We start from the raw sequence: 1,835 nt of genomic DNA, 5'->3' as shown, positions 1-1,835 counted from the left end.
CCCATAACCAGGTCCATCACCCGGCAGGGCTCGATTGCCTTGGGCCATGCCCCGGTGAAGTAGGCGAGGACCGGAACCGTGCTCATCCCGAGGATGAAATCGAACTCCGCGTCCTCGCGGGGGCGGTGAACCCGCTGCGCCATGGCAGCTCCTGACCTTACGTTCCGTCATTGCATGTCCATCATCCCCCGCGCGGTGTGCCCGGCCGACCCGGCCGGTTGTCCGGTTGACCTGCCGCAAGGGAGGCGAGGGGCCCTCGCAGCGCTACACCGGCCCCCCGGCGCGAGCGGCCCGGCCCGGCCCGGCGGAGGCGCGCTTCCCGGACCCGCTCGCGGAGGCGTTCGCGGGCGGTCGAGGTGCGCGTCAGGTGCCCCGGAGGCCGACCGCCAGCGTCAGTTCGAGGACCCGGTGCGGCGATGCGAGATCCGGGAACAGCTCCCGCAGCTGCGACATGCGGTAGCGGACCGTCTGTGGGTGGACGAACAGCGCCGCCGCTGCCTCCTCGCGCCGGCCCTGGTGCAGCAGCCATGCCCGCAGTGTCTCCTCCAGCCGCCGTGCGGTGGCGGCGGGCACGGTCCGCAGCGGTGCCAGGGCGCGGGCGCGCAGGTCGGCGAAGGCGTCTGCGTCGGCGCTCAGTACCAGTTCGGGCAGGTGGTCCTCGGTGTCGCGGATACCGGGGGAGAGGGAGCGTGCGCGTACGGCTCGTGCGTAGGAGGCGGACGCACGGGTCCACGGCCGGGCCGGGCCGATCACGGCGGTGCGGTCGCTCAGCTGGCGCAGGAGACGTGATCGGTCGGCATCGGGGACGAGCAGTACGCCGGTGGCGTCGGGCAGGTCGTCCAGGACGAGGGTGCTGGGGTCGAGCGTGCGGTAGGCGGGCCGGGCCTGGGCGGCGGGGAGCAGGACCGCGGTCAGTGATTCCGGGGGCTGCCACCCGGCCCGCTGGACGGAGGCCAGCAGTACGTCCGGGCTGGCGCCGGCCAGGAGGTCGCGGGCCAGGTGTTCCAGGTGCAGCTCGTGGGCCCGGCCGCGGGCGGCCAGTTCGTCGGCGTGGCCGGCGGCGCTCGCGGCGGAGAGTTCGTCGATGTAGGCAAAGGTCAGCTCGGCGAACTTGGCGACCTCGGCGGCGGGCAGGCCTGCGGGGACGGCGCCTGCTGCCAGGCATCGCCAGGCCACGCGGGCGCCGACGCGGTAGGCGCCCAGCAGGGCGTCCATCGTCCGGCCGTCGCGCACCTCGCCGCGGCCCAGCTCGTAGGCCGCGTCGCCGGCGTCGCCGCTGGTGGTCTTCCCGCTGGCCAGGTCCAGGTAGTGCCCCAGGGCGGTGCGCACGGCGCGGCGGATGGTGGCGCCCATGCGGCCCGAAAGGGCGTTGGCGTAGGGAGGGACCTCGTCGATGATCGCTTGGACGACCTCGTCGGCGGTGGTCTTCACCGCGGCCCGCAGCGCGGTGACTGTGGTCTCGTCCAGGGCCAGTTCGCTGGCCCTCCGGATTGCATGGCTCACTTTTTTGTTCCCTGCGAACAATTGGGTCGACCAGATTTACGTCCTGCGGTCAGGACTTTACGCCCTGAGGCGCAGCAGGGTGGAGCCATGACGAGTACAGCCCTCCGCAGCAGGGCGTGGAAACTGCTGGAGATGGTCACGACGCCGCTGCTGCCGTCGGATTACCTCGACCTGGTCAGCCCGCTGCGTGCGGGCGCCGACCTGCGGGGGCGCATCGAGGCCGTGCACCCCGAGACGAGTGACGCCGCGACGGTCGTGATCAGGCCGGGGCGGGGCTGGCGCGGCCACACAGCCGGCCAGTCCGTGAGGATCGGGGTCGACGTCGACGGAGT

1 protein-coding gene and 2 pseudogenes are annotated in these 1,835 nt (G+C 72.9%); 1 reads left to right on the top strand and 2 read right to left on the bottom strand.

Going from position 1 to position 1,835, the window contains the following annotated elements:
- Together ACQKIP_RS46465 and ACQKIP_RS46460 are read right to left on the bottom strand one after the other, a co-directional pair.
- Window positions 1-143: pseudogene (locus ACQKIP_RS46465) on the bottom strand (thioredoxin family protein); the annotation flags it as partial.
- A 220-nt stretch (window positions 144-363) separates the two neighbouring features.
- Entirely contained in the window at window positions 364-1,503 is a 1,140-nt protein-coding gene (locus ACQKIP_RS46460) for a PucR family transcriptional regulator (RefSeq protein ID WP_365863496.1), read from the bottom strand.
- A gap of 87 nt (window positions 1,504-1,590) precedes the next feature.
- Between ACQKIP_RS46460 and ACQKIP_RS46455 the strand changes: the two are divergent.
- Window positions 1,591-1,835: pseudogene (locus ACQKIP_RS46455) on the top strand (ferredoxin reductase); the annotation flags it as partial.

Origin of the sequence: Streptomyces sp. NPDC059900 (genome assembly GCF_050270335.1) — a bacterium.
In the GTDB taxonomy this organism is placed as follows: Bacteria; Actinomycetota; Actinomycetes; order Streptomycetales; family Streptomycetaceae; genus Streptomyces.
The sequence above is the reverse complement of the archived record's forward strand: the minus strand, read 5'-3'. Positions and strand labels throughout refer to the sequence as shown.